This window comes from Novosphingobium mathurense (assembly GCF_900168325.1).
Lineage (GTDB): Bacteria > Pseudomonadota > Alphaproteobacteria > Sphingomonadales > Sphingomonadaceae > Novosphingobium > Novosphingobium mathurense.
The window spans coordinates 24,315-49,665 of sequence record NZ_FVZE01000010.1 but is presented as its reverse complement, the minus strand read 5'-3'; the positions used below and the strand labels follow the sequence as shown (position 1 = coordinate 49,665).

The 25,351-nt window shown below is 65.0% G+C and carries 24 protein-coding genes; 12 read left to right on the top strand and 12 right to left on the bottom strand.

Annotated features, from left to right (window positions below; translation table 11 throughout):
• Positions 1–5: 5 nt before the first annotated feature.
• Both B5483_RS20090 and B5483_RS20085 read left to right on the top strand, forming a co-directional pair.
• Entirely contained in the window at positions 6–1,385 is a 1,380-nt protein-coding gene (locus B5483_RS20090; protein ID WP_079731755.1) for an amidohydrolase, read from the top strand.
• Positions 1,382–2,710, top strand: coding sequence for an amidohydrolase family protein (locus B5483_RS20085; RefSeq protein ID WP_054946936.1), 1,329 nt, complete (start codon positions 1,382–1,384; stop codon positions 2,708–2,710). The genes B5483_RS20090 and B5483_RS20085 overlap by 4 nt, the downstream gene beginning before the upstream one ends.
• A 105-nt stretch (positions 2,711–2,815) precedes the next feature.
• Here the strand turns inward: B5483_RS20085 and dxs are convergent, their stop codons facing one another.
• The 6 genes from dxs to B5483_RS20055 all read right to left on the bottom strand — a co-directional run bounded on the left by dxs (position 2,816) and on the right by B5483_RS20055 (position 8,895).
• Entirely contained in the window at positions 2,816–4,738 is a 1,923-nt protein-coding gene (dxs, locus tag B5483_RS20080) for a 1-deoxy-D-xylulose-5-phosphate synthase (RefSeq protein WP_079731722.1), read from the bottom strand.
• Positions 4,739–4,851: 113 nt separating this feature from the next.
• Entirely contained in the window at positions 4,852–5,313 is a 462-nt protein-coding gene (locus tag B5483_RS20075; protein ID WP_013831647.1) for a Fur family transcriptional regulator, read from the bottom strand.
• A gap of 80 nt (positions 5,314–5,393) precedes the next feature.
• A complete protein-coding gene (locus tag B5483_RS20070) occupies positions 5,394–5,543 on the bottom strand; it encodes a hypothetical protein (protein WP_245829430.1) in 150 nt (49 codons plus the stop codon).
• A 200-nt stretch (positions 5,544–5,743) separates the two neighbouring features.
• The gene (locus B5483_RS20065) at positions 5,744–5,947 is read right to left on the bottom strand and encodes a hypothetical protein (RefSeq protein ID WP_079731721.1); all 204 of its coding nucleotides are present in this window, start codon (positions 5,945–5,947) and stop codon (positions 5,744–5,746) included.
• A gap of 19 nt (positions 5,948–5,966) precedes the next feature.
• Positions 5,967–7,559 (bottom strand): bifunctional phosphoribosylaminoimidazolecarboxamide formyltransferase/IMP cyclohydrolase, encoded by a 1,593-nt coding sequence (purH, locus tag B5483_RS20060; RefSeq protein WP_079731720.1) that lies wholly within the window; start codon positions 7,557–7,559, stop codon positions 5,967–5,969.
• A gap of 100 nt (positions 7,560–7,659) precedes the next feature.
• Positions 7,660–8,895: a dicarboxylate/amino acid:cation symporter gene (locus B5483_RS20055; RefSeq protein WP_079731719.1), complete on the bottom strand. Its 1,236-nt coding sequence runs from the start codon at positions 8,893–8,895 to the stop codon at positions 7,660–7,662.
• A 150-nt stretch (positions 8,896–9,045) separates the two neighbouring features.
• On the opposite strand from B5483_RS20055, the gene glmM reads away from it, so the two are divergent.
• The 3 genes from glmM to thiD all read left to right on the top strand — a co-directional run bounded on the left by glmM (position 9,046) and on the right by thiD (position 11,475).
• A complete protein-coding gene (gene glmM / locus B5483_RS20050) occupies positions 9,046–10,386 on the top strand; it encodes a phosphoglucosamine mutase (protein ID WP_079731718.1) in 1,341 nt (446 codons plus the stop codon).
• The gene (locus B5483_RS20045) at positions 10,386–10,613 is read left to right on the top strand and encodes a DUF1272 domain-containing protein (RefSeq protein WP_054946929.1); all 228 of its coding nucleotides are present in this window, start codon (positions 10,386–10,388) and stop codon (positions 10,611–10,613) included. The genes glmM and B5483_RS20045 overlap by 1 nt, the downstream gene beginning before the upstream one ends.
• A 115-nt stretch (positions 10,614–10,728) precedes the next feature.
• The gene (gene thiD, locus B5483_RS20040) at positions 10,729–11,475 is read left to right on the top strand and encodes a bifunctional hydroxymethylpyrimidine kinase/phosphomethylpyrimidine kinase (RefSeq protein ID WP_054946928.1); all 747 of its coding nucleotides are present in this window, start codon (positions 10,729–10,731) and stop codon (positions 11,473–11,475) included.
• 24 nt (positions 11,476–11,499) lie between these two features.
• On the opposite strand, the gene B5483_RS20035 is transcribed toward thiD, so the two are convergent.
• Positions 11,500–12,375, bottom strand: a complete 876-nt coding sequence (locus tag B5483_RS20035; protein WP_079731717.1) for an LOG family protein — start codon at positions 12,373–12,375, stop codon at positions 11,500–11,502.
• 114 nt (positions 12,376–12,489) lie between these two features.
• Between B5483_RS20035 and B5483_RS20030 the strand changes: the two genes are divergently transcribed.
• Complete coding sequence (locus tag B5483_RS20030; protein ID WP_079731716.1) at positions 12,490–13,545, top strand: S66 peptidase family protein; 1,056 nt, start codon at positions 12,490–12,492, stop codon at positions 13,543–13,545.
• A gap of 37 nt (positions 13,546–13,582) precedes the next feature.
• Here the strand turns inward: B5483_RS20030 and B5483_RS20025 are convergent, their stop codons facing one another.
• A complete protein-coding gene (locus B5483_RS20025; protein WP_054946926.1) occupies positions 13,583–13,924 on the bottom strand; it encodes a hypothetical protein in 342 nt (113 codons plus the stop codon).
• Between the two features lie 344 nt (positions 13,925–14,268).
• On the opposite strand from B5483_RS20025, the gene B5483_RS20020 reads away from it, so the two are divergent.
• Positions 14,269–16,017, top strand: a complete 1,749-nt coding sequence (locus B5483_RS20020) for a sensor domain-containing diguanylate cyclase (RefSeq protein ID WP_245829428.1) — start codon at positions 14,269–14,271, stop codon at positions 16,015–16,017.
• Between the two features lie 600 nt (positions 16,018–16,617).
• Here B5483_RS20020 and B5483_RS20015 read toward each other — a convergent pair.
• A complete protein-coding gene (locus B5483_RS20015) occupies positions 16,618–17,913 on the bottom strand; it encodes a lipopolysaccharide biosynthesis protein (protein ID WP_231634697.1) in 1,296 nt (431 codons plus the stop codon).
• Positions 17,914–17,970: 57 nt separating this feature from the next.
• On the bottom strand, positions 17,971–19,164 hold the full coding sequence (locus B5483_RS20010; RefSeq protein ID WP_245829436.1) for a glycosyl transferase: 1,194 nt from the start codon (positions 19,162–19,164) through the stop codon (positions 17,971–17,973).
• A 782-nt stretch (positions 19,165–19,946) separates the two neighbouring features.
• Here B5483_RS20010 and B5483_RS23570 point away from each other — a divergent pair.
• The 5 genes from B5483_RS23570 to B5483_RS23285 all read left to right on the top strand — a co-directional run bounded on the left by B5483_RS23570 (position 19,947) and on the right by B5483_RS23285 (position 22,305).
• Positions 19,947–20,546 (top strand): helix-turn-helix domain-containing protein, encoded by a 600-nt coding sequence (locus tag B5483_RS23570; protein ID WP_245829426.1) that lies wholly within the window; start codon positions 19,947–19,949, stop codon positions 20,544–20,546.
• Between the two features lie 739 nt (positions 20,547–21,285).
• Positions 21,286–21,447: a hypothetical protein gene (locus tag B5483_RS20000; RefSeq protein WP_217698231.1), complete on the top strand. Its 162-nt coding sequence runs from the start codon at positions 21,286–21,288 to the stop codon at positions 21,445–21,447.
• 82 nt (positions 21,448–21,529) lie between these two features.
• Positions 21,530–21,778 carry a type II toxin-antitoxin system RelE family toxin gene (locus B5483_RS19995; RefSeq protein ID WP_079731712.1) on the top strand — a complete coding sequence of 83 codons (249 nt, stop codon included), beginning with the start codon at positions 21,530–21,532 and terminating at the stop codon, positions 21,776–21,778.
• Between the two features lie 12 nt (positions 21,779–21,790).
• On the top strand, positions 21,791–22,132 hold the full coding sequence (locus B5483_RS19990; RefSeq protein WP_079731711.1) for a helix-turn-helix transcriptional regulator: 342 nt from the start codon (positions 21,791–21,793) through the stop codon (positions 22,130–22,132).
• Positions 22,132–22,305, top strand: coding sequence for a helix-turn-helix domain-containing transcriptional regulator (locus B5483_RS23285; protein ID WP_176168140.1), 174 nt, complete (start codon positions 22,132–22,134; stop codon positions 22,303–22,305). Before B5483_RS19990 ends, B5483_RS23285 begins: the two co-directional genes overlap by 1 nt.
• On the opposite strand, the gene B5483_RS19985 is transcribed toward B5483_RS23285, so the two are convergent.
• Both B5483_RS19985 and B5483_RS19980 read right to left on the bottom strand, forming a co-directional pair.
• Positions 22,302–23,354 (bottom strand): phage portal protein, encoded by a 1,053-nt coding sequence (locus B5483_RS19985; RefSeq protein WP_176168139.1) that lies wholly within the window; start codon positions 23,352–23,354, stop codon positions 22,302–22,304. The genes B5483_RS23285 and B5483_RS19985 overlap by 4 nt on opposite strands.
• Positions 23,354–25,207 carry a terminase large subunit domain-containing protein gene (locus B5483_RS19980; RefSeq protein ID WP_079731753.1) on the bottom strand — a complete coding sequence of 618 codons (1,854 nt, stop codon included), beginning with the start codon at positions 25,205–25,207 and terminating at the stop codon, positions 23,354–23,356. Before B5483_RS19980 ends, B5483_RS19985 begins: the two co-directional genes overlap by 1 nt.
• Positions 25,208–25,351 lie beyond the last annotated feature (144 nt).

The following is a 25,351-nucleotide window of genomic DNA, read 5'->3' as shown; positions in this document are numbered from 1 at the left end:
TTGTCATGAAAGTACCGCCCGCATTGCGGCCATGGACCGGTGTGCTTGCGCTGGGCATCGCCCTCGCGCTGCCGACCGGTGGCGCGCTGGCCAGGAAGAAGGACAAGGAAGCGGCGGTCGAGACGCCCTATCCTTCGACCTACAGGCCCTATCCAGGCAGGCCCACCGCACTGGTCGGCGCGACGGTCTATGACGGTCGCGGCGGGCGCATCGATAACGGCACGGTGCTGTTCGAGAACGGCAGGCTCGTTGCCGTGGGCGGGCCCGACCTTGCGGTGCCCGATGGCTACATCCGCGTCGATGCCGCGGGCAAGTTCGTCACCCCCGGGGTGATCGACGCGCACTCCCACCTGGGCGACTATCCCTCACCCTCCGTCGACGCCCTGGCCGACGGTAACGAGGCGACCAGCCCGACCACGCCTGAAGTCTGGGCCGAGCACTCGGTCTGGCCGCAGGACCCCGGTTTCACCCGCGCCCTCACCAATGGCGGGGTTACCTCGCTGATGGTCCTGCCCGGCTCGGCCAATCTCATGGGCGGACGTTCGGTCACGCTCAAGAACGTGCCGAGCCTGACGGTGCAGGGGATGAAGTTCCCCGGCGCCCCCTATTCGCTGAAGATGGCCTGCGGCGAGAACCCGAAGCGCGTCTATGGATCGAAGGGCCAGAAGCCCTCGACCCGCATGGGCAACTTCGCTGTCGACCGGCAGACGTGGCTCGATGCCAAGAAGTACGCCAAGGACGAGGAGCGCGACCGCGACCTCGCGAACGAGACGCTGGTCGGCGTGCTCGACGGCGAGATCCTCGTGCAGAACCACTGCTACCGCGCCGACGAGATGGCGCTGGTGATCGATATGGCCAAGGAGATGGGCTACAAGGTCGCCGCGTTCCACCATGCGGTGGAGGCTTACAAGATCGGCGACCTGCTCAAGCAGAACGACATCTGCGCTGCCGTCTGGGCCGACTGGTACGGCTTCAAGATGGAAGCCTACGATGCCATTCCCGAAAACGCGGCGCTGCTGCAGAAGGAAGGCGTCTGCGTGATCATCCACTCCGATAGCGAAAACGGCATCCAGCGTCTCAACCAGGAAGCGGCCAAGGCGCAGGCGGACGGCCGACGCATCGGTATCGACATTCCCGACGCACAGGTGGTGAGCTGGTTCACCTATAACCCGGCCAAGGCGATGGGCGTTTCCGATCGGACCGGCAGCCTGGAATCCGGCAAGATGGCTGACGTCGTCCTGTGGAACGGCAATCCGCTCTCGGTCTATACCCGTCCGGAGAAAGTCTGGATCGACGGGGCGCTGATGTATGACGCGCTCGATCCCAAGCGCCGCCCGGTGAGCGACTTCGAATTGGGCCAGCCCGGTGAAGGAGATGTGAAGTGAAGCGCCTCTCCGTCACCATTACCGTCGCGCTTGCCGGTGCCGCGGCGCTCGCAGTGCCCTCGTTCGTCTCCGCGCAGGACTTCGCCATTACCAATGCCACGGTTGCCACCGGCGACGGCAGTGCGCCCATCGAGGGCGGCACTGTCGTCGTTCGCGGCGGCAAGGTCGTTGCCGCCGGGGCGGGTGTGGCCGTGCCTGCAGGCGTCGAGGTGATCGACGGCAGCGGCAAATGGGTCACCCCCGGCATCTTCGCGAACTATACCGACCTGGGCCTCTTCGACGTGCAGGAAGTGAGCGAGAGCGACGACCGCGGATCGGATGGATCGCCGTTCAACGCCGCGCTGGACGTCGCGCCCGCGATCAATCCGGCGAACGAGCACATCGCCATCAGCCGCGAAGGCGGGGTGACGCGTGCCAGCGTGACGCCGTTCAACGGCAATTCGATCTTCGCCGGGCAGGGCGCACTGATCGATCTCGGCGCCGATCCCGACGCGGTGACGAAGGCCCGAGCCTTCCAGGTTGTCGCGCTGGGTGAAGGCGGGGCGAAGCTCGCCGGCGGCAGCCGCGTCGCGGCTTACGTCGCCTTGCGCAATGCCCTGCGCGAGGCAAAGGACGTTGCGGCCATGACACCGGGCGCGGATCGCAAGTCGGACGCGATGCTGACGCGCGCCGATGCCGCTGCGCTGGCACCGGTCATCGCCGGGACGCAGCCGCTCTACGTCGAAGTGGAACGCGCGGCCGACATCCGCTCGGTACTCTCGTTGAAGCGCGATTTTCCCAAGCTCGACCTCGTGCTGGTCGGTGCGAGCGAAGGCTGGCTCGTCGCCGGCGAGATCGCAACGGCAGGCGTGCCGGTGATCGCCATGGCGCTGAATGACCTGCCTGCGCAGTTCGACCGCATCGCTGCCACTCAATCCAATGTCGGCCGGATGAAGCGGGCAGGCGTCAAGGTCGCGATCGGCATGCTCGCGAACGACAACCAACCGCGTTACGCACCGCAGGAGGCCGGCAACCTCGTCGCGCTGAACAGGATCCCCGGCGCGGCAGGCCTGAGCTGGGGAGAGGCACTGGCTGCGATCACCTCGGTCCCTGCCGAGATCAGCGGCATGGACGGTCGCAACGGCCACATGCGCGCCGGCGTCCTGGCGCCCGGCGCGGTGGGCGACGTGGTGGTCTGGGACGGCGATCCGCTGGAACTGTCCTCGGCGCCGCTCCAGGTATGGATCGACGGCGTCAAGCAGCCGCTGGACAATCACCAGAGCCGCCTGAAGGAACGCTACAAGGACCTCGACCGGACCTACCTGCCTAAGGCCTACGACTGGTAACCCGGCTCGCAATCACGAAGAAGCGGCGCGCGCCCACCGCGCAAAGTTCACCCTGAATGGGACTTGCGCGCGAGGGGCCGCCGCAGGTGCCCCTGCGCCTGCCGGTCAGGCGCGCGCTTCGTTCACGCCCGCGCTGTTGTGGCGCAGCGCCTTGAGCACGGTGTCGACGATCTGCGGGGCGTTCAGCCCGGCCTCGTCGTACTGCGCTTCGGGCTTGTCGTGGTCCTGGAACACGTCCGGTAGGCGCATGGTGCGGATCCTGAGGCCGTTGTCGGTCAGGCCTTCGTCGCTCGCCATGGTGAGGACGTGCGCGCCAAGGCCGCCGATCGCGCCTTCCTCGACAGTGACGACCACTTCGTGGCTGAGCATCAGCTTTCGGATCAGTTCGCTGTCGAGCGGCTTGGCGAAGCGCAGGTCTGCAACGGTGGTCGAAAGGCCCTTGGCTTCCAGCGCGTCGGCTGCCTTCAGCGCCTCGCCGAGGCGGGTGCCGAGGGAGAGCAGGGCGACCTTGGTGCCTTCCCGAACGATGCGTCCCTTGCCGATTTCCAGCACTTCGGGCTTGTCGGGAAGGGCGACGCCGGTGCCGTTGCCGCGCGGATAGCGGAAGGCGATCGGGCCGCTGTCATGCTGCGTGGCGGTGTGGACCATGTGGACCAGTTCCGCTTCGTCGGCGGCGGCCATGACCACGAAGTTGGGGAGCGTCGCCAGATAGGTCACGTCGAAAGAACCTGCATGGGTCGCACCGTCGGCACCGACGAGGCCGGCACGGTCGATGGCGAAGCGCACCGGCAGGTTCTGGATCGCGACATCGTGCACGACCTGGTCGAAGGCGCGCTGCAGGAACGTCGAGTAGATTGCGCAGAACGGGCGCATGCCCTGCGCGGCCAGACCGGCAGCGAAGGTCACCGCGTGCTGTTCGGCGATGCCGACGTCGAAGCTGCGGTCCGGGAACTGGCTGGCGAACTTGTCGAGCCCGGTGCCGGACGGCATGGCCGCCGTGATCGCGCAGACCCGCGGATCGTTCTGCGCCTCGGCGATCAGGGCCTTGGCAAATACGCCGGTATAGCTGGGCGGACCGGCAGGGGCCTTGGCCTGCTCGCCGGTGACGACATTAAATTTCTGTACACCGTGATATTTGTCCGCCGCTTCCTCGGCCGGGGCATAGCCCTTGCCCTTCTTGGTCACGACGTGAATCAGGATCGGACCTTCGGCAGCGTCGCGCACGTTCTCGAAAATCGGGATCAACTGGTCGAGGTTGTGGCCGTCGACCGGGCCGACGTAGTAAAAGCCCAGTTCCTCGAACAGGGTGCCGCCCATGGCCATGCCGCGGGCGAATTCGTCGGTCTTCTTCGCCGCGCGGTGCAGCGCTTCGGGCAGGCGGCGCGAAACCTTGCGCGCGAAGTCGCGGATGTTGAGGAACGGGCGTGAGGACACGAGCTGGGCCAGATAGGCGGAAAGCCCGCCCACCGGCGGGGCGATCGACATGTCGTTGTCGTTGAGGATCACGATCAGGCGGTTGCCCGCCTCGCGCGCGTTGTTCATCGCCTCGTAGGCCATGCCCGCACTCATCGCGCCGTCGCCGATCACGGCGATGCCGCGGCCCGGCTGGCCCTTGATCTTGTTGGCGATGGCAAAGCCCAGTGCTGCCGAGATCGAGGTGGAGCTATGCGCGGTGCCGAAGGGATCGTATTCGCTTTCGCTGCGCTTGGTGAAGCCGGAGAGACCGCCGCCCTGGCGCAGGGTGCGGATGCGATCGCGCCGCCCGGTGAGGATCTTGTGCGGGTAGGCCTGGTGGCCGACGTCCCAGATCAGCCGGTCCTCGGGCGTGTTGAAGACGTAGTGAAGCGCCACTGTCAGCTCGACGACGCCGAGGCCGGAGCCGAGGTGGCCCCCGGTCTGGCCGACGGCGGAGATCATTTCCTCGCGCAGTTCATCGGCGAGCTGGCGCAACTGCGCGGGCTTGAGCCTGCGCAGGTCAACGGGCGTATCGACAGTGTCGAGGAGGGGCGTTGCCGGGTTGGCGGTCATGGATCGTGTCTACACGGATTGCGGGCAGGAGTCGAATACGCTGCCCTGCCGCATGGCGGACAACTTCGCAAGGCCGCGAGGGGCTTGGCGCACGTCGGGGCGTCGGCGCCGGGTCAGCTGCAGGCCGCGCAGGTTCCGCGCAGTTCCACCACCGGGCGCACATCGGCGAAGCCCGCGTCACGCGCCGCGGCGATCAGCGAACCGGTCAGCCGATCATCGTCGATATGCACGATCTGGCCGCAGGAATCGCAGATCAGGAAGATGCAGTCGTGGCGGCAGCCGGGGTGGCTGTTGGCGACATAGGCATTGGCGCTTTCGACCCGCCGGGCCAGGTTGGTGCGCACGAAGAGGTCGAGGATGCGATAGACGCTGTTGGGCGCGACGCGCTTGCCGCGCAGCGCCGAGACGTTTTCGGCCAGGTCGTAGGCTGAGGCCGGGCGGTCATGTTCCGCCAGCGCGGCAAAGACGTCGGCGCGCATTTCGGTCCACTGCTCGCCGGCCTTGAGAAGCGCGGACTGCGCCGCCTTGACGAGCCCTTCGCCCGAATGTTCGTGATGTACGTGTCGTGTCGCCATGGCCGCAATATGGGGCCGGAACCGGCGGGAAGCAATCGCGGCGGGCCGGCAAGAGGCTCCGGCCTGTCCGGCGTCGCGCCTCAGCGCGTCGTCGCGGCCTCGGCGGGCGGGACGATGTTGTCGGCCAGCGAACTGCTGTGGTGAAGGCCCATCGAACCGAACACCAGCAGTGCGCCCCCGGCGAACCCGAGAGCGAAGAAGCGGTAGAAGTCGGCCTTGAAGAGTCCCATGTCCTGCGTAGCAATCCGTAGTTCGATTTCGATGCGGCCCACATGCCGCCAAAGTGCTTTCGGTCCAGTGAATAAACCCACATTTCGCATGATGCTGCGATCAGTCGCTCGCCGCTTGCGATGAATGGAGGGAACAATGAGGGCCGGAAGAGGCGCACGTGGTTTCGCGCCGGTTTCTGCCGGGATGGCCGGCGGTGCGGTCAGCCGGGGCGGAAGGCCCAGCCTGCGACGGCCAGTATCGACAGGCCGAGCAGCGGGACGGCGAGGCATCCGAAAGGCAGCGCCGCGGTGGCAAGGATCCGCCGTCTGCCGTGCACCTTGCCAAGGCGAAGGAGCACGGCAGCGGAAACCAGACCGGCCAGGAAGGCCAGTCCCAGAAGCGGTCCGAGCCAGTGCAGCCACATGGCCGTCCCGGCTCCGGTATCAGTGCTTGAAGTGGCGCATGCCGGTGAAGACCATTGCCAGGCCCGCCTCGTTGGCAGCCTTGATGACTTCATCGTCGCGGATCGAGCCGCCCGGCTGGATCACGGCGGTAGCACCTGCCTCGGCTGCGGCGAGCAGGCCGTCGGCAAACGGGAAGAAGGCGTCCGATGCGACGGCCGAGCCGACCGTGCGCGGCTCGTCCCATCCGAACTTCTCGGCGGCCTCGGCGGCCTTCATCGCGGCAATGCGCGAGGAATCGCGGCGGTTCATCTGGCCTGCGCCGATGCCGGCGGTCACGCCGTCCCTGGCATAGACGATCGCGTTCGACTTGACGTGGCGCGCGACGGTCCAGGCGAAGAGGCAGTCCTTCAGCTCCTGGTCGGTCGGCTCGCGGTCGGTCACCACCTTGAGGTCGTCGAAGCCGATCGCACCGTTGTCGCGGCCCTGCACCAGCAGGCCGCCGGTGATCGGTTTTACGGAAAGGCCGCCGCGGCGCGGATCGGGCAGGTCGCCGGTCAGCAGCAGGCGCAGGTTCTTCTTCTTGGCGAAGAAGGCGCGGGCGTCCTCGTCGGCATCGGGGGCGACGACGACTTCGGTGAAGATCTTGCAGATCGCTTCGGCCGTGGGCCCGTCGAGAGTCTGGTTGACCGCGACGATGCCGCCGAAGGCCGAAACGTCGTCACAGGCCAGCGCGCCTTCCCATGCCTCGAGCAGCGACTTGCCCTGGGCGACGCCGCAGGGATTGGCGTGCTTGACGATCACGACGGCCGGGTCCTGGCCCTTGAACTCGGCCGCGAGTTCGAAGGCGGCGTCGGCGTCGTTGTAATTGTTGTAGGACAGTTCCTTGCCCTGCACCTGCTCGCCCTGGGCGAGGCCGCGGGTGTAGGGGCCGACCGGCGTGTAGAGCGCGGCCTTCTGGTGCGGGTTCTCGCCATAGCGCAGTTCGGTCACGAGACGGCCATTGACGGCGAGCATCTCGGGGAAGGTCTGGCCCTGGTCGGAAAAGGCGAACCACTGCGAGATCATCGAATCGTAGGCGGCGGTCTGGGCGAAGGCGCGTGCGGCCATCAGCTTGCGGAAGGCCAGCGTGGTGCAGCCTTCGGTCGCTTCCAGCTCGACGAGCAGGCCTTCATAATCGCTGGGGTCGGTGACGATGGTGACATAGGCGTGGTTCTTCGCCGCCGAACGCACCATCGAGGGGCCGCCGATGTCGATGTTCTCGATGATCGTGTCGCGGTCCGCACCCTTGGCGACGGTCGCCTCGAAGGGGTAGAGGTTGACGACGACGAGGTCGATGGCGCCGATTTCGTGGTCGGCCATGGCCTTGGCGTGCTCGGGATTGTCACGCACCGCCAGCAGGCCGCCGTGGACCTTGGGGTGCAGCGTCTTGACGCGGCCGTCCATCATCTCCGGGAAATTGGTGACTTCCGAGATGTCCTTGACGGCAAGGCCGGCATCGCGAAGCGCCTTGGCGGTGCCGCCGGTTGAAACGAGTTCGACGCCGCGTTCGGCCAGCGCCTTGCCGAGTTCCGCAAGGCCGGTCTTGTCGGACACCGATAAGAGTGCGCGGCGGATCTGGACGGAATCGGTCATGACGGTGGTTTCCTGCAGTGATGGGAGTTTTCGGGCCCTCTAGGTCGAGACTCTCGCGGGGGCAAGATGGGGTGTTGCCCCATGGCCTGTAGCCCCAGATTTAGTCCTCTGTCGCGGCAGGTGCGCTCTGCCGAGGGATATCTACGCTCGCCGTGACCGCAACGTCCATGGTGACGTTCCCGACCGTGCGCATGATGTCGGGCAGCATCTCCACCGCGACCAGCACTGCCAGCGGCCAGAGCGGCACGCCCATGGCCGCGGCGATCGGCGCGGTGGAAGCAATGAAGCTGACCGTGCCGGGCAGCGAGACCGAACCGAAGGTGGTGAGGAAGGCGACGAAGGCCCCGGCGGCGATGGCGCCGGGATGCAGCTCTGCCCCGGCCAGGTGCGCGGCATAGATGACGACGCCCACGTTCATCGCCGGGCTCGTCGCGCGAAAGATGGTCACGGCCAGCGGCAGGACAAATTCGGCTGTCGTCGTTGCGACGCCCAGCCGGCGGCACGAGGCGAGCATCGTCGGCAGGCTGGCGAGCGAGGACTGGGTGGAAATGGCGACGACTTGCGCGGGCAGGACCGCCGCCGCGAACCGGCCCGGCGACTTGCGCGCGATCACGGCAGCTAGCGGGTAGGCAAGGACCAGGAACACGGCCCCGCAGGTGCTGACCAGGACCATGTAGTGCGCCAGCGCGCCGATCGCGGCGAGGCCGCTGCGCGCGGCAAGGCCGAGGCCGAGGGCGAAGACGCCGATCGGCGCGACTTTCAGGACCCAGCCGATCAGGACCATCATCGCCCCGGCCAGCCCTTCGAACAGCAGGGCGAGTTGCCGGCGCGGCGCTTCGTCGAGCCGCAAGGAGGCGATGGCGAACAGGGCGACGAAGATGATGACCGGGAGCAGGGCATCGTTCGCAGCCGAGGTCACGACATTGGTCGGCATGATCGAGAGCAGGAAGTCGCCGATGCCGGGCACTTGCGGCGGGGCCTGGGTCCCGGGCACGGCGACGCCTTCGGGGGGCGGGCTGAAAGACAGCAGCAGCGGCATGACCGTCGCGCCGACGAAGGCGCTGAATGCAAGCGAGCCGAAGATGAAGCCCATCGTGCGCTTCGCCATGGCCTCGGCGCGGGCTGCGGCGGCAGTCTCGACGATACCCGTGAACAGCAGGCCGGCGACGAGCGGCAGGATCGTCATCTTGAGGGCCTGCAGCCACAGCGTGCCCACCGGTCCGGCAATCGCGAGCGCAGAGTCCATCTGCGGCGAGCCTGCGAGCAGCGCGCCGCAAACCAGACCCGCGACGAGACCGGCAAGCGTCAGCAGGCCGGGGACGCGGATCTCCGGCATCCGTGACGCGCTGCCTTTTCGGGATGTCTCGTTGCTCAGGATCGCACCAATGACTGGCCTTATCGGGCAACAGACATTAACGAAGTTGCGCGACATGGCAATTTGCCCGCAAGGGCAAGACCGACAACACAATTGATAGCGATCTTGAGCATGGGCAAGCAGTTCTTCGGCACCGACGGCATTCGCGGGCGCACCAACCAGGGGGCGATGACCGCCGCCACCGCCATGAAAGTGGGGCAGGCCGCAGGCAGCCGCTTTTTGCGCGGCGACCACCGGCACCGCGTGGTGATCGGCAAGGACACGCGCCTGTCCGGCTATATGCTCGAAAATGCGATGGTCGCCGGATTTACCAGCGTGGGCATGGACGTGGTCCTGCTCGGGCCGATGCCGACACCCGCGGTGGCCCTGCTCACGCGCGAACTGCGCGCCGATGTCGGGGTGATGATCTCGGCCAGCCACAACCCCTACCAGGATAACGGCATCAAGCTGTTCGGCCCGGATGGCTACAAGCTCTCCGACGAGGACGAACTGGCGATCGAGGCAATGCTCGGGCAGGACCTTGCGCTTGCCGATGCCGAGGATATCGGGCGGGCCCGCCGCATCGACGACGCGCGCGGGCGCTACATCCACGCAGTCAAGCGCTCGCTGCCCGAGGACATTCGCCTCGACGGGCTAAAGATCGCGATCGATTGCGCCAATGGTGCGGCCTACCAGGTCGCTCCTTCGGCCTTCTGGGAACTGGGCGCGGAAATCGTCGCGGTCGGGGTCAATCCCAATGGCAAGAACATCAACGCACGCTGCGGTTCGACCCATCCGGCGCTGTTGCAGGAAACGGTGGTTTCTTCCGGCGCGGACATCGGCATCGCGCTCGACGGCGATGCCGACCGCCTGATCGTCGTCGATGAGAAGGGCCAGACGGTCGACGGCGACCAGATCATGGCGCTGATCGGCAGCCAGTGGGCGGAACAGGGGCGCCTGACCGGCGGCGGCGTGGTGGCCACGGTCATGTCCAACCTCGGGCTCGAACGCTTCCTTCAGGAGCGCGGGCTGGATCTGGTGCGCACCAAGGTCGGCGACCGCCACGTCCTCGAGAAAATGCGCAGCGCTGACTACAATGTCGGCGGCGAACAGTCCGGACACATGATCCTGCTCGACCATGCGACCACCGGGGACGGCACCGTCGCTGCGCTGCAGGTGCTCGCCGCGCTGGTCAAGTCGGGCAAGCGGGCCAGCGAATTGCTGCACCTGTTCGACCCTGTGCCGCAGCTTTTGCGCAACGTGCGCTTCTCGGGCGGCAAGCCGCTGGAGGTCGACCGGGTCAAGGCCGCGATCGCCGATGCCGAAGCTTCGCTCGCGGGCAAGGGCCGGTTGGTGATTCGCCCATCGGGCACCGAGCCGGTGATCCGCGTGATGGCCGAAGGCGACGATGCCGGCGAAGTCGAGGCGGCAGTCGCCTCGATCTGCTCGGCCGTGGAAGAGGCGACCGTCTGATGACCCTCGAAATGCGCCCCGATTGCGAACGCTGCGGCACCGATCTGCCGGCAGAGGCGCCCGGCGCCTTCATCTGCAGCTTCGAATGCACTTTCTGCGCCGAATGCGCGGACGACCTCGATGACATGTGTCCCAACTGCGGCGGCGAGCTTACCGACCGTCCGACGCGGGCCAAAAAGCATCATGCGGCGCATCCCCCCTCGACGCAGAGGCGGTACAAGGCCTAAGGGAGATATTTCCCCCCGCAGGTGCAGCGACAGGCTCGGCACGCTCCGGGGCCTTGTGCAGACCCCGAACCGTTCGCCCTGAGCCTGCCTGTGGACGTGCGGTAGAGATTATCCGATGAAGCCAGCTCGTATCCTTGCCATTGCCGGTTCCGACAGCTCGGGCGGCGCAGGCATCCAGGCCGACATCAAGACGATCACCGTGCTGGGCGGCTATGGCATGACCGCGATCACCGCGATCACGGCGCAGAACACGCTCGGTGTCCAGGCTATCGAGGCACTTTCGCCCGAACTGGTCGCGGCGCAGATCGATGCGTGCATTACCGACATCGGTGTCGACGCGGTGAAGATCGGCATGCTGGGTTCGGCGAAGATTGCGGAACTGGTCGCAGATCGCCTGGAAGGGCTGGACGTGCCGGTGATCTTCGATCCGGTCATGGTCTCGACGAGCGGATCGACGCTGGCGGACAAGGAAACTGTCGCCGCGTTCGAACGGCTGATCCGCCTTGCTACGCTGACCACGCCGAACATCGGCGAACTGGCGGCACTTGGCGGGCCCGAGTCGATGGCATCGCGCGGCGCGGCCTATCTTGCGAAGGGCGGGGACGCCGAAGGCGAAACGGTCGAAGACCGGTTGATCGTGCCGGGCAGCGAGCCGGTCGTCTGGGAAGGATCGCGGATCGATACGCGCCACAACCACGGTACCGGCTGCACGATGTCCAGCGCCATCGCGACCTTTCTCGCGCAGGGCTCCACGCTTGAGGAAGCCATCGAGGACGCCCGCGACTTCGTGCGCGCGGCCCTGCTCAACGCGCCGGAATTCGGCGCGGGCAACGGACCGTTGGGACATCACGCGGTCCGCTGATCTCCGCTGGCTGCCGGCCGCCTGCTAGCCGCAGTCGAGGTCGTAGAATTCGCGGATCTTGGCCCAGCCGTCCTCTCCGGTTTCGCACCAGTGGAACAGGTCGAGGTCGCTGGCATTGATCGTGCCTTCCTCGGCCAGGGCCTCGAAATTGATGATCCGTTCCCAGAATTCGCGGCCATAGAGCAGGATCGGGATCGGCTTCATCTTGCCTGTCTGGATCAGCGTCAGCAGTTCCAGGAACTCGTCGAGCGTACCGAACCCGCCCGGGAACACCGCGACGGCGCGGGCGCGCAGCAGGAAGTGCATCTTGCGCAGCGCGAAATAGTGGAACTGGAAGGACAGGCGCGGCGTCACGTAGGGGTTGGGCGCCTGCTCGTGCGGCAGGACGATGTTCAGGCCCAGCGATTCGGCGCCGACGTCTGCTGCACCCCGGTTGGCCGCTTCCATGATCGACGGCCCGCCGCCCGAGCAGACGACGAACTGGCGCATGCCTTTTTCGACCACTGCGCACTTGCTGGCGAGCTGGGCGAGCTTGCGGGCCTCGTCATAGTACTTCGACTTGGCGACCAGCCGCTCGGCAATTTTCTTTTCCCGCTCGTTCCTCGCCTTCGCCAGCAGGGCGTCGCACTCGTCGGGCGCGGGGATGCGGGCCGATCCGTACATGACGAGAGTCGAGCCGATGTTCGCTTCTTCGAGCAACATTTCCGGCTTGAGCAGTTCCAGCTGGAAACGCACCGGCCGCAGCTCGTCGCGCAGCAGGAATTCGGTGTCCTGGAATGCCAGCCGATAGGCCGGGTTCTGAGTCTGCAGGGTGCCTTCCTGCTGGTCGGCGAAGGAGGCTTCCTGCTCCGCCTTGTAAAAGCGGCGGTCGGCTATCTTCTTTTCTTCTTCTTCGGTCATATGCCCTAGATGGAGGTTCGATCGGCTTCCGTCGAGAGAATAGCCGCATCATATTAAACTCTTGCGAACGGACGGGGACTCGCCTGCCCGGGCTGGTGCGGCTAGGCTTGCGCCATGACGATCACCGACCTTTCGCGGCGCGGCGCGCTGATGGGCCTAGGCGTTGCCGCCGCCACGCTCGCCGCCCCTGCCATGTCGGCAAGACCGGACAGGACGTCAGGCCCGCAAAAGCCGCCGCGTCTGCGTCAGGGGGACGTGCTGGGCCTCGTCGCTCCGGCCGGCTTCATCGGCGACCGCTTCGGGTTGGAGGAGATCGAGGAGGCCGTGCGGGCCATGGGGCTGGAGCCCAGGGCCGCGCCGCACATGCTGGATCGCGAAGGCTATCTCGCCGGATCGGACAAGAACCGCGCCAGTGACCTCATGGCGATGTTCGCCGACGACGGGGTGCGCGCGATCATGGCCGTGCGCGGCGGCTGGGGCTCTGCGCGGATCCTGCCCTGGCTCGATTTCGGCGCAATTGCCCGCACGCCCAAGCTGTTCGCCGGGTTCAGCGACAATACCGCGCTCCACCTCGCCTTCGCCGCGCGGACCGGGGTGCCCGGCATTCATGGGCCGAACGCTTCGGCATCCTGGCCCCCGGCGGCGTGGGAGTCGTTCCGCGCGCTGGCTTTCGACGGGGCGACGCCGACATATGCCGTGCCGGGGCATGTCGGGCCCTACCTCGGCCGCCGCGGCGAGCGGGTGCGGACCTTCCGGGGCGGAAAGGCGCGCGGCCGGTTGATCGGTGGCAATCTTACCGTCCTCGCGGCTCTGGTGGGTACGCCCTACCTGCCCGACTTTGACGGTGCGATCCTGTTTCTGGAGGATACCAACGAGGCGGAGTACCGCATCGACCGGATGCTGACGCAGCTCGCCCTATCGGGCATTCTGGCAAAGGTCGCGGGCGTCGTCTTCGGGCAGTGCACCGGCTGCAGCAATCCCGATGGCGGCTATTCGAACTTCACGATCTACGAGGTGCTCGATCGCCAGTTCTCCGCACTGGGAGTGCCGGCTTTCCAGGGCGCTGCCATCGGTCATATCGCCGGGCAGGTGAGCGTGCCGGTCGGCGTCATGGCCGAGATCGACGCCGATGCAGGGACGATCGCGATCCTCGAACCGGCGGTGAGCTGAAAGCGTGCCGGGCAGCGCCGCGCGCTGTCTCCGGCGATCAGGCCGGCGCCGCCGCGCTGCGACCGAGGCCGAAACGTGCGACGAGATCGGAGAAGATCTGGCTGTCCAGCGGATCGGCGAATTCCAGACCGGCGCTGTGTTCGTTGGCCCAGGCGACGAAGGCCATCGCCGGACGGCATCCCGGCAGCGCGAGGCTTACGGCTTCATCGGCGCTGAGGCGGCCGATGCCTTCGACTTTCGCGCCGAAGCGCGTCAGGTCCTTGAGCAGCACAGTGCTGCTTACGAAGTCGCGACGGAACTTGGCCAGCATCTCGACCTGCTCGCGCGGTTCGCGGCGGTGGATCGGCGGTGATCCGAATTCAGGGTCGAGATAGGCCATTTCGATGCTCCGGCGTTCATGTTTCCGGCCATTAACTACGGTATCGCAGGGCGGAATTTCAGTCCGGAGGGGCCGAAAGAGCGAATTTTCATCGCGATTAAGCATATCGCCTGGAGCGCGCCCTCACGATCTGCGGGCGCTCGGCAAGGAGGATGCGGTCTTGCAAAATTTTCACAATCGATTGCAAAATAAGTGAAATTTCGGCGGGCATTCCCATGTGTGACAAGTAAACACATCACGAATTCAGCGACTTACCATGTCGGCTTAACCCGCTGATAACCCTGTCCCGCCTATTTCTTCGACTCATGGGATGGGTGGCAAACACAATCGGGGCAGTCTTGTCGATGCGTGCGGCAGGCAAGGCGCTTGCGGCGGCCTGTCTCTATTTCGCACTGGCCGCGGTGACGATCCATCTCACCAGTCACGAGGGCAGCATCGCTACGGTCTGGCCCGCGAATGCCGTCGTGGTCGCCATGATGCTGCAGCGGCCGCGTTCGGAATGGTCGCTCTACCTGTTGGCCGCATTGCTGGGTAACGGTGCGGCGAACATGGCCATACGCGGGGCCGGGATCGGCTCGCTTATGCTCGGCATGTCCAACCTGCCGGAGATCCTGATAGCGGCATGGATGTTTCGCCGCATCGTCAGCGCGGACAATGCGTTGCTGCACGACAAGGGCTCGGTATACCGCTTCATCCTCGCGGCGGGCCTGATCGCGCCTGCTGCCAGCACCGGTTTCGGCGCGCTGACAGCCTACCTGATGTTCGACCAGCCGATCGGCGAATCGCTCGGTATCTGGTTTGCAGCCGATGCTCTTGGCCTGCTGATTTTCACGCCGTTCTTCCACTCCCTGATTGCGGGCCATTACGTCCAGTGCTTCCGTTCCAAGTCCGGGATCGAGCGACTCAAGACGGGGGCCCTGCAGGGATTGGTGGTCGCAGTCGCGGCGGGTGTCTTCGCGCAGAGCACGTATCCGCTGCTGTTCGTGCCGGTTCTGCCTCTGATTCTCGTTACATTCCGGCTCGGCTGGCTGGGCACCAATCTGGCTGTCATGCTGATCGCCGCGATCGGCGCCTTGGCAACGATGCATGGCGTCGGACCGGTGTCTCTTGCCTCGGTTCACGGGTTCTGGGCCCAAGCAGGCTTCTTCCAGCTCTATCTCGCCTTTCTCCTGCTCACCAACATGCCCATCGCGGCCTCGCTCAATGAGCGCCGCATCCTGCTCGACAAGCTGGCCGAGCGTGAACGCGCGATCCACCTGCTGGCGGAGCGTTCCTCGGTCCTGCTCGTGAACTTCTCCCCGGCAGGGCGCTGTACCCAGGTCGCGGGCGATGCCTCCTCGATCTTCGGTCGTCCTGCGGCCGACCTTGTCGGCGAGGATATCCTCGACTTGCGGGAGGACTGCGCCGATGCGCTGATGAGCGCCCACGTCGAGGCGATCGACAACCCGCAGGGCAAGGCAGTCGCCGAAATTCCGCTGGGCAACGGGCGCTGGATCGAGGCGACCTTCACCGCATCCTATGACAGCGAGGGCCAGTTCGCAGGGTCCATCGCCACGATATTCGATGCCACGCGGCGCAAGCAGCGCGAGCGCGAACTGGCCGACGCAGCCCAGACCGATGAACTGACCGGCGTGCTCAACCGGGCCGGTTTCATGGAGCGCTTTCAGGCTGCCATTGCCGACAGGCCGGAAACCGGCCTCAGCCTTGCCCTGATCGACGTCGACCGGTTCAAGTCGATCAACGACGAACTTGGCCACCTGGTCGGCGACGCCGTTCTCAGGGAAATCGCCGCGCGCCTCGTCAGCGAAGTGCGCGAGACAGACGTGGTCGGGCGCCTCGGCGGTGACGAGTTCGTGCTGCTCCTGCGCACCGACAACAGCGAGGTGGCGCAAGGCATCTGCAAGCGTATCGTCGACCGGGTAGCGAGTGAAGCGGTGGACATGCGCTTCGGGCAGGAAGTCCGGACGCAGATCAGTTGCGGCCTCGTCTACCATATCGCCGGGCTGGGGGTGGAGGACATGATCCATAACGCCGACATGGCGCTCTACGCTGCCAAGCGCGCAGGCCGTAACCAGCTTCGGGTCGCGGCCTGACCCTCCCTGTAAACGGCTGAATTGTTCAGGAATGCGATCAGGTGACAGGTTCGTCTGACGAGCCGAAGTTGTGTCTCCGGAGCGCGCAGGATAGTGGGAAGTCGCTGCTCACGTTTCGGACGTTGCGCCTCGGGCCGTCCCCCCTTGGACTCCAATCCCGGCATGCAGGCAGGCAGCACCTTCCCCTTCCGACATCGCAGAATGCGTCTGGCAGAACGAAGGCCGCAACAGGCGTTCGCGCCCTTGCAGGCCGCGCAAAATCGAGGGGCAGCTGCGCAACTTGCGAAGGGTCCCGGCCCGGAATCAGAAAGGGCCGCTCCTTTCGGAGCGGCCCCCTGACCGGCCCTTTTGTTCCCGAACCTGTCCATGGACTTTGCCCTTACGGTGCATGTCGTGGTCTGGTTCGCGATCCTGGCAAGGGATGCCTTTCGCGGTCGATTTATAAATACGCCTCGCGAGTGAGTCGGGCAAGCCCCCATGCAGGGTAAGACATCATGAGTAGGTATCATCGCCAGGCTCCTCCCATGGAGCCGTGCGCGTTTGCCAAACTTCGGGGCGGTGGCCACCTGCATGATTTGGCGAAGACATGGATCGGCCGGACTATGCCGGCTTCGTCGCTTCTGCCGTGTTGGAATTCTTCGTTCGAAGAACACGATGATAGGCAAGCGCGGCCAACGCCATGTAGCTCGCAGCACTGCCCATGGCCACCGACCACGCGATGCGCTCCGCACCGAACCCCGGCAAGAGGAGTATACCCGCGGCGAGGACCGCGACGCCCCCGATCCGCGCCGACAGGGCACGGCCCGCGCCTTCGCTAGAATGGAGGACTGGCTCGAAGGCTACGCTGGCCAGCTCGAAACTGCCTGCCACAGCCAGTGGAATGAGAATCCCGGCGCCTCTTGCGAAGGTCTCGCCGCCGATGAGCCTGAGAAGGTCGGCACCCAGAAAATACGCCAGCAGGGTCGTGGCTAGGCCAGCCACTGCCGCGATGGAGCTTGTCTGGAGCGCAAGGCGTCTGAAGACTTCGGTGCTGGCCGCAACTTTCACATGCGCGACCTCGGCATAGACCGAGCGGGTCAGCAGGGCAGACAGTTTCGCCATTGCCTGGGTCAGTTGATTGGCCAGACGATAAAGGCCCGCTGCGCTCGTTCCTACCAGGCCGCCGACCAGAAGCAGCGGCCCTTGGCGAAGCAGGGCATCGATCGTTCCGCCTGCGTGGGTCATCACGGAAAAGCGGACCAGTCCCGGATTGTCGGCGAGGGTCTGTCTCCAACTGCGCATGTGGCTCCATCTTACCGCTTCCGGGCACAGGTGGCGGGCCATCGCCCAGTACAGGGCGGCTTCGAGGAGATCGATGAATGCCCACGCGAAGAGGTATCGCGCTACCGTCGGGCCCAGCCACCAGATCAGCAATGCGGCGGTCAGTCTGCCGATCGGCACAACAGCTTCGACGTAAACCGCCTTGTCAAACCGGTTGAGGGCCCTGACGATCCCGGTCGGCGTGGAAACGAGCGCCCACAACATGGCGCAGGAAAACCAGAATGCCGTGTCGATGTAGGCAGGATTGAGCGCCAGCGTCGTAGCAAAGCCGTATATGGTGATGAAGGCGATGACACAGCCAAGCATTGCGCCTGCGGCGTCCATGAGCCCGCAAGCCATGGCAAGCCGTCCGAACCGGTTCCAGTCCTTGCGGTGAACGAACTCGGCGCCGTACCTGATCACCACACGCCAGGTCTCGAAACCGGCCAGGGCAATCAATGCCTGAGCCGTGCCGAAAATCAGCGAAAAATGGCCGAAATCCTTCAGTCCCAAGGAACGGGTCAGGATTGCGAGATAGGCAATTCCGCAAACCGCGCTGAAGCCCTTGCCGCCCAGAAGCCAAGCCGTGTTGGCCAAGATTCGACTGAGAGGACTCCTAGTTCGAACCTCGGCGGTACTTGCTGTCATGGACGCTCATCTGAACGATAAGTCGCCATTCTGCAACTGGATCGCCGCTCCATCTGCCGCTCGGGGCGCCCGATCGGATTGGACACTTTGCTCGATGATGTCCGCCGCCCGTGCGATCGGATCGACGGATGACAGGCTCGGTCTTCCGCGTTCATCCCACGCCAGGCCTTCCAGAGTGGCCTGCGCGCGTTTCATCTGTGCAGCCTTGAACCGGGCATGATCCCGAAAGGCCCGTGTGATCGCCCCGGGGATGTCGCATTCAGGCGCAACGACCTCGCCGAATTGCCACATCGCGTAATCGGCGCTGCCTTGCCATGCCACGTCGTGCGCGTTCACGAACAGGCACGGGCGGGGCTGGACGAGGAATTCATAAACCTGGCTGCTCACGTCTCCCAGGTACAGATCGGCCCCCAAGGTATACGTCATGTCTATCGACTGGCGCGAACCAAGATCGACGATGACCCGGCCCGGTTCTGCCAAGGCTTCCCAGTGTTTGCGTCGCGTCTCATCCCAGTGTGCTGCCAGGCGAACGTGCGGTGCAACGACAAGGTTGTAGCGATCGTCGCGCAGGATGGCCTCGACCAGACGATGAACGAAATCCCCTGCCGACGATAACCTGGTATTGAAATGCGGGTTATACAGAACGACCGGCCTGTCATCATGGAACAGCCGGGATCGTCTCGCCTGCATCTGGAGGCTTGCAGACACTTTGATCGGGCCTACGGCGTCGCAATTGTCCGGGCGGACCAGCCCCTCCGCCAACAGCCTTTCCCTGTCCTTCTCGCCCGCCACCAGGACGCGATCGAAGTATCGGAAGCGCTTCTCAAATCCGACGGCGCGATCGCCGGCGCCGTGCGGGATATGGATGATGCTCGGGCATCGGCCAGGCAAGCGTTTCAAAAGGGTGGACGTGCGCTCGGCGCAGAGGATGGCGTCTCCGGCCCGAATTCGGTTCGCCCAGATCAGCAGGCGCGTGATCTTGTCCATACTCTGGGGCACGCGGCAACCGAATGGAGCGGGCAGGTCCATGCTCACGATTCTGGGCGGGGGAAACCCCAGGCTGGACGCCAGGTGCTCGATTTCGTCAGCTTCGTCAGCTTGGGGAATGAAGACCGAAACTTCGAAGGTTCCGCGGCGCTGCAGTTCGAATGCCACAGGCAGGAAATGGGCGAATTGGTGTCGCCCGCCGATGGCCGGCACGTTCAAGCGCGGTTTCACTTCGATAAGACCTGGCGGTGCTGGAATTGAGGCGAAGATGCGATCGAACTGGCGAGGATCTTCCGGGGCCCGCGAATGTTCACGTGTCCATAGGCGCGGCATACGCGTCTTGATGCGAGTTCAGAGTCGCCTGTCATATTTCCCCTGATCAGTCGCATGCCTTGGCCAGAAACCTCTACCGCTTAAGCAGTTGGAGTAGCCGTTGTCCACTAATCCAGCCTGCGGTGGGCGGACGATTGGCGGAAATTTCCCGCTGACGGTGACAGCGGAGTGGGGCGCTACCTCCACATTATCATAACCGTCGCGCGGATCGTCTACCATGACGGTCGACCAAGTGCAGGTGCCACGGTGGGGCGCCGCGAAAGGCTTACCGCCGAGCCGGGCGGGAACATCGCGAATTAGCCAAAATGTCAGGAAAAGTGGATGCCCCGCGAGGGCTCGAAGAAGCTCGTCTTGTCAATGCGTTAGGCTGCCTAACCTCTCCCAATCACTCACCCATTTCTGCGGGCTCCGAGAGCCCAGTGTCTAACCCTAACCAAGGTGCTGGAGCCGTCGAGGGACGGCCTTCAAGTGGCACGCGAGGTCGCGATACGGCATGGCGAAAGAGCTACGATGTCGACGACGTGCGCGCCCAGGTTTCGACGATCTACTGGCAGCCATCCGCCAGGAACGAGAATGCTCTGAAATTTTTTGATGTCTTCACGAAATCCGTCTCGAGATATTCGGACCACATCCGGAAAGCTGGGAAGCAGTTGCCCATTTCCATGAACGCCAAGGCCGTCCTTGAGGCGCTGTTGAGTGTGATGGACGGGAAGACTGGCCGGTGCGATCCGTCATTGGACACTATCGCGAAGCGGAGCCGGCTGTCCCGTCGCACGGTTGTGCGGCAGTTGGATGTGCTCAGGGCGCAGAACATCATCAACTGGGTGAGGCGCACGGTAAAGACCGGCAATGCTCCAGGTGAAGGCCCCCAGCGGCAACAAACCAGCAATTCATACTTTATCGACATGCTGCAGCTCCCGATCGAGATCGTCCGGACGCTTCGTCAGAAGCTCGGTGGAAAGCTGAGAGAGAAAGTTCGGCACCTCCATGGATCAGGTGCCGTCCCCAGTCGCATGGCGATCAAGGCAGAAAGGCTGCTGAAGGGTGTTACGAGCGCCCTGACCTCGGGCGGAGGCCGGGAGCAGGCGGAACGGCGTTCCTTGGTAGGAGGTACAGCTATGTCGCGACTCGCGCACATGTACGGCGATGACGCTGAGGCATTGCGGCAGCACGAGGAAATGCTGAGTTCCTTCTCTGTGCCTAGTGCGAGTGCCAAACTGGCATTGTACCCCGTGCTCAGAACTAGAAGGGAAAAGGACTGAGGGCGCTTGGGCGCCCTCAGGCGTCAGATTTGTATTGTCCCCATGCCTAAACGTGTTTTCCCGCCTTCAGCGGATCGCCAGCGGTGCCGGCGTGTGAGGGCGGCTGCGCCGCCCATGGGTGTTCCAGGGGGCCAAGAGCAAGGGCCGTGCCACTCCGTTGCGGCGTGCGATCGGAGATGCCGCGAAAAGATGCCCGCAGCTGCATCAATTCGCATCAATCGAGCGATCGAGGTTCTCTCGGTGCAGCCAGCGACCTAGGCCGATTTCCCGAGCCTGCGGGAGCGCATCAAAACCGACACGAAAAGCGCGCGGGCGAGGCGGGGGGAAAAGCGCGCGGCGAGGGGTGGCCGCGCGGCCGAGCCCGTGCAGAGGGCGCAGCGGCGGGCAGAGGGCGCGAATTTAAGCCTCGAATGGGTCTGTACCGGTAGACGGCGCTGACCGGCGCTGTACGGAACTCCTGGAGGGCTGCCGGTTGGGGCGGGATTTGGCACGGAGCGTAATATTATGACGCGGAATTGCCGGGCGGATCGCTCCGACGCGCAAACGAACAAGCCCCGCTCCTGACTGTCGCGGCCGGGAGCGGGGCTTGTTTGCAATGCGCCAGGTTGATTGGCGTGGTCAGTGCAGGTGGCGCGGCCTGTCCGTCATGTGGGGCCGGAATTCGAGCAGGGCGGCTTCGGCGCGGGCGAGTTCGGCAAGGATGTCGTCGCGCACTCGTGTCGTCACGGCGCAGCTGACGGTGCTGCGGGCGCAGCACATCGAGTTCGTCGCGCAGGCGCACGAGCCGCCAGCGCGCCATGAAGCCGGGATCCAGGAACAGGGCCTCGCTGATGAAGGCGAGGACGCCGCCCAGTTCGCGGGCGTGGCGGGCGCGATCCGAGGCTATCCGCCGCCTCGTTGAGAAGGGGCTGTCCAGCGAATGACCATTCACGCCCGGCAATGTAGCTATTGACTACATGGTAGCGTTGGGCTACGTAACGCCCATGAAGCAAGTCACCTACACCCGCGCCGCGATCAAGACGTTGCGCCGCATGCCGGCCAATGTCTCGGTCCGGATCGTCGAGAAGGTGAATGCCTATGCCGCCGACCCTGCATCGCAGGCCAACAACGTCACAGCGCTGAGTGGTCGCGAAGGCATCAGGCTGCGCGTGGGAGACTGGCGCGTCATCATGGATGACGGAACGGTGCTGGCAGTTCTGGAAATCGGACCGCGCGGCGGCATCTACAAGTGAAAGGAGTACGTCATGGGTGAAATGATAACGATCCCGCTGGACGAATACCGGGCCATGAAGGCTGCCGTGATCGATCTTGCCGACCTGCACAGCTATGACCGCGCCATGGCCGCCATCGCGCGCGGCGAAGAAGAGCTGGTGCCTGCCGAAGTGGCGCAGCGCCTGTTCGATGGGGAGGCCCCCTTGCGCGTCTGGCGAGAATATCGCGGCCTGACCCAGCAGGCGCTGGCCAATGCGTCAGGCGTCAACCGGGTCCAGATCGCCAATATCGAGGCGGGCGACCGTGTCGGCTCGGTCGCCACGCTGGGCAAGCTGGCCGATGCACTGGGCATTCTGATCGACGATCTGGCCTGATGGCCGCCGAACTCACCCACTTCGACACGGCGGCACACCTGAACGAGCCGGAAGACCAGACCGAGTTTTTGGCCGCCGCACTCAGGACCGGAGATCCGCAGGCCATCGCCGCCGCCATCGAAACCGTTGCCCGCGCACTGGGCATCAGCCTGCGGATCGATCCTAGCGCCTAATCCGCCGCCTTGGCGCGCTCCCGGAACCGCACAGCCTCGAAGCCAAGCGCGTCGTTTAGTTCCAGAAACACCGACTGTAGCGGCGCGATCTCCAGTTCGAAGAATGCGTCCGTAGCCTTCGTCACATCCCCAAATCCACCGGCGTTCGCCGGCACGATGCCGAGCAGCTGGGGCGGCACGCGGTGGGCGGCGAGCACGTCGTCGCGTGTCGTGTTTTTGATGCCGAGGAATTCGTCCTTCGCGGCGACTTCCGCGATCGGGATCAGCTTGATGCCGGCTTCCTTGCCGTCCGGCGCATGGACGAACAGGTTACGGAAATTGCCGGGGCCTTTCGATTTCTTCAGCGCGTCGCGCATCGCGTCGACGTCGCCGTTGGCGAATGCTCCCGTAGCGTAGAGGATGTAGCCCGCGTGGCTGCCGTTCTCGTAATAGCGGCGGCGGAACAGGGTGGCGTTCTCGTTGAGCAGGGCTGACTGTAGCGCCGACAGGTACTCCGGTAACCCGTAGATTTCCTGATTGATGTCGGGTGCGAGCAGCTGGTGGACGGTGGCGGGGGCGAATTCCTCTTCCTGCTGATAGCCGGGCACCCACCAGAAATGGCCCGGCTCCACGCCGCGCCGCGTGTACTTGGCGAGGCAGTGTTCGAGCCGCATCACATCGCCCAGGCGGTTGCGGATCTCCCGCACGTAGGCGTTGCCGAGGACCAGGTAGTCCTGAACCATTCCGGCAAAGGTGCGGCGGCTCAGCTGGGGCGTGGGCTCAAGGCTGGCGGCCAGCATGTTGCGCTTGAGGATGATCGCGCTGGAATGGTGCGGCGAAGCGCGAAAGGCGCGGGCCAGACCGTCCATCGACACGGGCGGCTCGTACCAGCGCCGGTTGTGCCAGCATTCCAGCATGTCCAGCATCGACGCCCGGTTCAGGACCGGTTCCGGATCGCCGAAGGTGAATGCCTCGATCGCGCTGCCGCGATTGTCGTTCGACGCGACCGGCGCGCCGTTCGACGCCTCGGCCGATTCACGGCGGTTCATGCGGCGTGCGCGCTTTCCCATCAGATAATCTCCATTGTGCCCTTCGGCGCTTCCTTGCCGTCGAGCGGTTCATTCATGAGGATGTGCATGATCGCCCAGGCGAGATCGGCGTGGCCGTCATCGCCGCCGCGCCCGGCCTTGAAGGTCAGGTTGCGGCCGCTGCTGGTGAGCGTCTTCTTGATCGAGACGAAGGCAGAGACAATGTCGAGCATGCCGACATCGAAGGCGAGGCGCCCGCGGCGGATCACGTTCTGCGCCTTCATTACCATCTGCGCCTTGAGTTCGAGCGAGTACTCGATCTTCGCCACCGAACAGCCCGGCAGCGCGCCCGGCTTGGCCAGCAGCTGATAGACGCCCGCGCCCACGCCCTTGGCGTCGATGCCCAAGTAGGTGCAGGTGTAGCGTGACAGGATCGCCTTGATGAACTCGGCCTGCTGCTCGAAATCGAGCCCGCGCAGCTGGTGGCGCTCAAGCACCCGGAACTGTCCGCCTTCGACCAGCGGCGGCGCGGCAATCACCAGCGCGGCATTGTCGCCGTTCTCGCTCTCCTGCGGGTCGTAGCCCGCCCAGATCGAGCGGTTGCCATAGGGGCGTTCGGCCTCGATGTTGAAGTCGGTCCAATCGACCAGACTGTCGACGCCGCACGCGATCATGTCATTGAACTTGAAGGCCGAGAGGCTGTCGTCGACGAACTCGCACAGGAACAGGTTGGCGAACTCATCAGGCGCGTACTCGTCCCGCAGTTCCTCGATGTCGAACAGGTCGCAGCCGCCCGCTTCGGCGTCCTCGATGTTGACGATGTGCCGCCAGATGCGATCGGGCCCGGTGCTGCCCGCCGCCAGCGCCTTGTGGCTGACGTCGATCGAGACCCGGCCTTCCTTCTTGCGGCGGCGGTTGCGGCGCTCTCCGGTCCAGTAGGGATAGGCGGGGTGGGCAACGCTGGACGGCGTCGAGAAGTAGGTTTTGCGCCACTTCTTGTGGGTCGCCATGCCCGAAGCGACCTTGTTCAGTTCCTCGAATGAGTGGACCCAGAAGAACTCGTCGAAATAGAAATTGCCGTGGCGGCCCTGCGCCGTGCGGAAATTCGTGCCAAGGAAGTGCAGTTCGGCCGCCGCTTCCTCTTCGGGTCGCAGGTCCGAAGTGATCAGCATCGGATCGCCGGTCAGGGGCACGCCCACCAGCTTGGCGAAGCTGACGATGTAGGACCGAAACTGGTGGGCCTGCGCCTTCGATGCGGACAGGAAGATCTGGTTCCGGCCCGTCTCGATCGCGTCGATCAGGGCTTCGAAGGCGAAGTAATAGGTCGCGCCGATCTGGCGCGACTTCAGGATCATGCGCGTGCGCTGGCTGAGCGCGTTCCACCAGGTCAGCTGGTAGTCGTAAAGCCCGTCGAGGAAGATGCGCTTGAGTTCGGCCGCCTGATCGGCGGTGAAGTGGTTCTTCTTCGGCTTGCGGCGCGGCCCGGCATTGCGGTTGGCCACCTTGGGGTTGAGGTCGCCGGCATGCCCGCCCGGTTCCTCGTACCGGCGCACGCGGGCTAGGCTTTCGATCTGGCGGGACAGCGCGTCCATTTCGACCAGGTCGGCGCTCGTCTTCTTCTCTTTCGCGATCAGCGTTAGCAGGCGGATTTCAAGCCCGTCCTCGATCTTGCGGATCGACGGCGCATCGTCCCACGCATCGCGCTGCTTCCAGGACTCGATCGTGGCGCGGGGAATGGGCGAGCCCCTTTCGCTGGCGACGCCGAAGAGTTCGAACTCCTGCGCGATCTGCGTGATGCCCCACCCGCGCCAGTACAGGCTGCGCGCATGACGGCGCGGATCGAACTGCCACATGGCAGACGGTGCACCGGGTTGTGGAGGCGTTTGGATGGGCATCGCGGCGACCATGCCGCGCGACAGGTCCCTTAATCATGGCCGTCCATTTGGTCAGCCGCCCATCCAAATGCAGCCCCTTGAGGAAGTGGCCCCACCGTCGCCTTTCTGGACCCGTCAACCAATTGGAAGGTCTTGGGGCACGCC